Origin of the sequence: Faecalimicrobium dakarense, assembly GCF_000499525.1 — a bacterium.
Lineage (GTDB): Bacteria > Bacillota > Clostridia > Peptostreptococcales > Peptostreptococcaceae > Faecalimicrobium > Faecalimicrobium dakarense.
The window spans coordinates 21,064-27,063 of the sequence record NZ_HG529356.1; the positions used below are offsets into that span (position 1 = coordinate 21,064).

The window sequence follows — 6,000 nt, forward strand, 5'->3', positions numbered from 1 at the left end:
ATAGATTTATACAAATCTATAGCCTTTTATTTTTATATTTATTTTTTAAGCTTTGCTAAAGCTTCTGCAAAAGGATTATTAAATACCTCTTCATTTTTATTTTGGTTCTTTAAATATTTATTTACATCTTTTTTAGAGGCCTTATTTTTTTCCTCTGCTTTTCTCTTATTAAATGAACTTAGTTTTTCTCTATGACCACAACTACATACAAAAGTTTTACCTTCACCTTCTCCTCGAAGTTCTAACTTTTTATGACAAACTGGACATCTTGAGTTTGTAGTTTGTGATACAGTTTTTCTAGTATTACATTCTCTATCTTCACAAACTAGCATCTTACCTCTTTTACCATTTACTTCAAGCATAAATTTTCCACATTCTGGGCATTTATTTTTAGTAATATTATCATGCTTAAATTTAGAGTCACTATTTTTTATTTCTCTAACAATATCTTTTGAGTAATTTTTCATATCATTTATAAAGCTATTTTTATTTAACTTTCCTTCTGATATATCTAATAATTTAGCTTCCCAATCACTCGTTAACTCTGGAGTTTTTAATTCTGTTGGTACTAATTCTAATAATTGTCTAGCTTTAGAAGTTACATGTATATCTTTTCCTTTTTTTTCTAATAAAAAAGAATTAAATAACTTTTCTATTATATCAGCCCTAGTCGCTACCGTTCCTAATCCATTTTTTTCCATAACTGTTAGAAGTGTTCCTTCATTTAAATATGCTGGTGGATTAGTTTTTCCATTCGTTTTGTTTATTTTAACTACACTTAATATATCTTTTTCATTTATATTTGGTATAGAGGTTAGTTCTTCATCATCACTGTCTTTATACGTTTCTTTAAATCCTAAGTTTATAACTTTATTTCCCTTCGCAGTAAAAGTTTCTCCTTCTATTTGAGCAATTATTGAAGTTTGCTCATATTCGTAAGGTGGTAGTAACACTGATAAAAACCTTTTAACTACAAGGTCATAAATTTTTCTTTCTTTATCACTTAAGTCTCCTAAAAATACTCTTTCCTCTGTAGGTATAATAGCATGGTGATCACTTACCTTTGAGTTATCTACAAATGATTTGTTTGAAGTTATCTTATTTTTTAATATTTTATTACATACCCTTGAATAGTCACTTACATTAACTGCTCTTACTCTGTCAGCTAAAGTTTCTACTATATCACTAGTTAAGTATCTAGAGTCTGTCCTAGGATAAGTAAGTACCTTATGATGCTCGTATAACTTTTGCATTATAGATAATGTTTCTTTTGCTGAATAACCAAAGATTTTATTTGCATCTCTTTGTAATTCCGTTAAGTCATAAAGTGCTGGTGCATACTTTTTCTTTTGAACTTTATTAACACTGATCACTTTTAAGTCTTTATTTTTTACTTTTTTTATTGTATTATCTATTTTTTCTTCATTAAAGCTTATACTACTATTATTTTTATCATTGTATATAAACTTAATATCTACATTTCCTTTTGTAGCTACTAAGCTTATTCCATAGTAATCTTTTGCCTTAAAGTTTCTTATTTCTTCTTCTCTTTTTAAAATCATAGCAACAGTTGGAGTTTGAACTCTACCACAAGAAAGTTGAGCATTATGCTTTGTAGTTAGTGCACGAGTTGCATTTATCCCAACTATCCAATCAGCTTCTGATCTTGATATTGCTGAAGCGTATAAATTATCATATTCTTTTGCATCTTTTAATTTATTAAAACCTTCTTTTATAGCTTTATCTGTACTTGATGATATCCAAAGACGCTGTAGAGGTTTTTTAACATGAGCTTTTTTCTATTATCCATCTTGCAACAAGTTCACCCTCACGTCCCGCATCTGTTGCTATAACTATTTCAGATACATCATCTCTATTCATTTGAGATTTTACAGTATTAAATTGTTTACTACTTTTTTTAATTACCACTGTTTTCAAATGATTTGGTAATATCGGTAAATCTTCTATATTCCAAGACTTATATTTATCTCCATAACTTTCGGGATCTGCTAATGTAACTAGATGACCTAGCGCCCAAGTTACTATATATTTTTGACCTTCTATATATCCATTTTTTTCATTTTTACATCCTAATACACGTGCAATATCCCTTCCTACTGAAGGTTTTTCTGCTAGGACTAGTATCTTTTTCATAAATTTTCCCTTCTTTATATAAGTAAATAATTTTATTATTACTTATTTTCTAATTAATAGTAAAAACAAAAATCTGCTTCTACGCAGAATTGATTTCTACTTAAAAGACCTCCATATGAAATTGTTATATGATTCATTTGAGAATCTAGTGCTTTATCTATTATTACTTTATATCCATCTACATCATATAAATTGTCACTATCTTTAGGTTCGTCTAATTCAAAGTCTAACTTAGCATCTGAAGTCATTGTTATACATCTTGTAATTATTCTTATACATTTTTTATCGCTAGTAGTTAATAGTTTATCTAATTCTTTCTTTGCTTCTTGAGTTATTAATATGTTCATTTCCATTTGATTATCTCCTTACTTTATTTATCTTTTTATAATATCATTTTTACAAAAAATTCGCTATGCTCATTTTGTAAGCTTAATTGATAATTAAAATATAGTTATACAGTTTAACTATATTTTAATAAATTTTAATCGATTATATTTATTTGCTTATACTTTTTTATAAAAATATTAATTAAATATATTAATGAATATTTATATTATTTTTTACTCAAAATATAAAAAAGGAGTAGGTAAATGAAAAAAATTACTATAATTTTAATTATATGCTTTTTATTTTCTGCAAAAATTAGCTTAGCAGACTCAGAAATAGATTACAATACTTCAATTAATAAAATAAAAACAATAGGTAGTAGCTTAGATTTATTGTTGGATAAGTATTCAGCTTTTTTAAAAAATTATCCAAACTATGATAGCCACGAGACTCCAAGTGAACTAGATTCCTTAAATAAGCAACTTAGTGTCTATCAAAGCTATTTAATTGCTGATTTACGACAAATGATAGCATTGTATGAAAATACAACAGATTTAAAAGATAAAGCAAAGATAGGTAGTTTATTTAGTATACTAGTTGACTACTTAATAACTTTTAATTATTTAAGAATATTCAGTCTAGTAGAAAATAAATCTAATATATTATCTCTAGCAAATGAATATAAATCAAGTGCTGATAAAAAGTTAAATACTTTTATAGAAAATTATGTTAATTCTCCATAACTATAAATTTGATACAGATAACTTTTTGTTTAAGATATAAAAGGAGTAAATTAATAGATGAAAAAACTAATTACATTTTTTATTATATTCTCTTTATTTTCTGCAAACGCTAGCTTTGCGGACTCAAGAATAGATTACAATGCTCAAGTCAATAATATTAAAACATTAAGTAATAGTTTAGATATATTGTTAAATAGATATTCAGCTTTCTTAGATAATTATCAAAACTATGATGGTTCTGAAATATCAAGTGAGTTAGATTATTTAAATAGACAGCTTATTGCATATTATAGTCATTCATCTGCTGATCTAACTCAACTTAGACAATTATATGAAATTACAACAGATTTAACAGATACAGTAAAAATCGGTAGTTTATATAGTATATTAATTGACTATTTAATGGCTTTTAACTATTTAAAATTATTTAATATAGTAGAAGATAAAGCCACTATATTATTTTTAGCAAATGAATACAAATCTAGTGCCGATAAAAAATTAAATAAATTCATAGAAAACTATATTAATTTACATTAACTATAAATTTACTCATAAGAAAGACCTAAAATATCTATTTCATAGGATACTCTTGGGTCTTTTAATATGCAAAGTATCTATTCTAATATTGAAGCTAGTCAATTCTTCGTAAGTTAGATTTAATATTAGTTTATAATACATCAGATATATATAACTTTAATTATTGTCTAAATGATATGTATAATATGATTAATTTTACCGATTAATATAAAATAGGCATTCATATGAATACCTATTTTATATTATTCTGTTATGGATGGTAAATTACTTAAATTATTATTTTCTTTTTCATCTGGTAGAGTTCTTAAATATTCGTTTCCTTTTCTAGTTGCAACTCCAACACCTAATATTTCTCCTGCTTTAGCCATTTGTATTCCCTCTTCTTTAGTTAACCTTTGACCATTTGATAGTTCATATCCTACAATTTCTCCAGAGTGTTTTACTACAGCTGTTATCTTCTTTGCATCTGCATTTGGTAATGGTACTTCTTTATTTATATTTTTAGGTAAATTTCCTATTATATTATCATTATTAAAATCCATAAAATTACCTCCTAAGTATTTTTACTTAGTTTTTGCCTCTAGCTATGATTTATTCATAGTGTTTAAAAGTTTTTCAACTTCTTTAATTGTATCTCTATCAATTTTATCTTTAAAAAATTCTTTATTATATTTTACTGATATATCTTCTGGCTTATATTTAGATGCAATTTCATTGTACATATATGCTTCTTTAATATTTCCTTTTCTGTAATAACATACACAAAGTTGTATTAGCGGTAAAAATGTATACATATCATGATTAATCAAACTCATATTATCATTTTTGGGTGATAAATCTATAGCACATTCATACCAGTATATAGCTGCATCCAGTTTATTTTCATTTAAAAATTTATGCCCTAATCTGCAACAAAAATCAGCCCTTGGTATATCGTATTCGAAAGATTTCAAAATATATTTTAACTCATTTTCACTTTCTCCTTTATATGAATAGCAATCTGCTAGCTTATAACATGCCGATTTAATATCTTCTACCCATCCATCTTTTTTATCTAAAAATTTTATATATTGTTTTATAGCGTCATCATATATCCTATTGTCATAAAGTTCATTTGCATAATAAAAAATATCTCTAGTTGGAAGTTCTTTTCCTGAAGACACTAATTTTTCATAAATTTTTAAATTTCTATTAGTATACTCCTTTTCTTTTTTATGAATTATATTTATATCTGAATGAATTATATTTCCACTTACATCAAGATATTCATGAACCTTACCTACCCACTTAAAATTATTACTTGCTTTTACTAATCTATTTCTTTTTAAAGAGCTTGTAGCTTCTCCATTTTTATTAACTGAAAGTACGTAATTCATAGTTACTGAGTCTATACTTTCATCTATACTCTCCTTTAATAGTTTAAATTTATCTATATCACTTTCATTTAGTACATCATCTGCATCAAGCCAAATTATATAATCTTTGGTAGCCTTTGAAAATGCAAAATTTCTAGCTTTTGAAAAATCATCAATCCATTTAAAGTCATATACATTTGATCCAAGATTTTTTGCTTTATTTATAGTTTCATCTCTGGAACCAGTATCTACTATGATAATTTCATCCACAACTTCTTTTATAGAGTTTAGACATCTTTCTATTACCTCTTCCTCATCTTTTACTATCATACATAGACTAATTTCCATTTTTACCTCCCATTTTAATACTTATATAATTTCAGTGTGAAATAAACACAAAATAAAAATGTAATAAGATATTATATTCATTATGGAGTTTTTTATTGCATACATGCTTTTAATGCAAATAAGAATCTCATTGATTAAAGTGTTTAAACTTCAATAAATGAGATTCTTATAATTTTTTATTTAATTTTTTTATTTATTATTTTTCAAATGCTTGAACTTTTAATAATTCAGCTTTATCTGTTCTTTCCCATGGTAAATCTATATCAGTTCTACCAAAGTGTCCATAAGCTGCTGTACTTTTGAATATTGGTTGTCTTAAGTCTAAGTCTCTTATTATTGCACCTGGTCTTAAGTCAAAGTTCTTTTCAACTAATTTAACTAGTATTTCTTCAGATACTTTTCCAGTTCCAAATGTATCTATAAATATAGAAAGTGGTCTAGCAACACCTATTGCATAAGCAAGTTCTATTTCACACTTATCAGCAAGTCCAGCTGCAACTATATTCTTAGCTACATATCTTGCAGCGTAAGCCGCC

The 6,000-nt window shown here is 25.9% G+C and carries 6 protein-coding genes and 1 pseudogene; 2 read left to right on the forward strand and 5 right to left on the reverse strand.

What is annotated here, in order from left to right; all coding sequences use genetic code 11:
• Nucleotides 1-38: 38 nt before the first annotated feature.
• Both BN899_RS10750 and BN899_RS10755 read right to left on the reverse strand, forming a co-directional pair.
• Nucleotides 39-2,154 (reverse strand): annotated as a pseudogene (locus BN899_RS10750) (DNA topoisomerase III).
• A 53-nt stretch (nucleotides 2,155-2,207) separates the two neighbouring features.
• The gene (locus BN899_RS10755) at nucleotides 2,208-2,507 is read right to left on the reverse strand and encodes a hypothetical protein (protein ID WP_042275260.1); all 300 of its coding nucleotides are present in this window, start codon (nucleotides 2,505-2,507) and stop codon (nucleotides 2,208-2,210) included.
• Between the two features lie 237 nt (nucleotides 2,508-2,744).
• Between BN899_RS10755 and BN899_RS10760 the strand changes: the two genes are divergently transcribed.
• Both BN899_RS10760 and BN899_RS10765 read left to right on the forward strand, forming a co-directional pair.
• On the forward strand, nucleotides 2,745-3,224 hold the full coding sequence (locus BN899_RS10760; RefSeq protein WP_042275262.1) for a hypothetical protein: 480 nt from the start codon (nucleotides 2,745-2,747) through the stop codon (nucleotides 3,222-3,224).
• Between the two features lie 57 nt (nucleotides 3,225-3,281).
• A complete protein-coding gene (locus BN899_RS10765; RefSeq protein WP_042275264.1) occupies nucleotides 3,282-3,761 on the forward strand; it encodes a hypothetical protein in 480 nt (159 codons plus the stop codon).
• Nucleotides 3,762-4,003: 242 nt separating this feature from the next.
• Here the strand turns inward: BN899_RS10765 and BN899_RS10770 are convergent, their stop codons facing one another.
• The 3 genes from BN899_RS10770 to BN899_RS10780 all read right to left on the reverse strand — a co-directional run.
• Nucleotides 4,004-4,303, reverse strand: a complete 300-nt coding sequence (locus BN899_RS10770) for a DUF3892 domain-containing protein (RefSeq protein WP_042275266.1) — start codon at nucleotides 4,301-4,303, stop codon at nucleotides 4,004-4,006.
• Between the two features lie 42 nt (nucleotides 4,304-4,345).
• The gene (locus tag BN899_RS10775; RefSeq protein WP_042275269.1) at nucleotides 4,346-5,464 is read right to left on the reverse strand and encodes a tetratricopeptide repeat-containing glycosyltransferase family 2 protein; all 1,119 of its coding nucleotides are present in this window, start codon (nucleotides 5,462-5,464) and stop codon (nucleotides 4,346-4,348) included.
• 196 nt (nucleotides 5,465-5,660) lie between these two features.
• Nucleotides 5,661-6,000: methionine adenosyltransferase domain-containing protein (locus BN899_RS10780; RefSeq protein WP_042275271.1), on the reverse strand; the 340-nt coding region annotated here is incomplete at its 5' end.

Bases quoted from the DNA above. Each gene is read 5' to 3' on its own strand.
- BN899_RS10755 (WP_042275260.1), bottom strand. From the start codon at position 2,507: ATGGAAATGAACATATTAATAACTCAAGAAGCAAAGAAAGAATTAGAT.
- BN899_RS10760 (WP_042275262.1), top strand. From the start codon at position 2,745: ATGAAAAAAATTACTATAATTTTAATTATATGCTTTTTATTTTCTGCA.
- BN899_RS10765 (WP_042275264.1), top strand. From the start codon at position 3,282: ATGAAAAAACTAATTACATTTTTTATTATATTCTCTTTATTTTCTGCA.
- BN899_RS10770 (WP_042275266.1), bottom strand. From the start codon at position 4,303: ATGGATTTTAATAATGATAATATAATAGGAAATTTACCTAAAAATATA.
- BN899_RS10775 (WP_042275269.1), bottom strand. From the start codon at position 5,464: ATGGAAATTAGTCTATGTATGATAGTAAAAGATGAGGAAGAGGTAATA.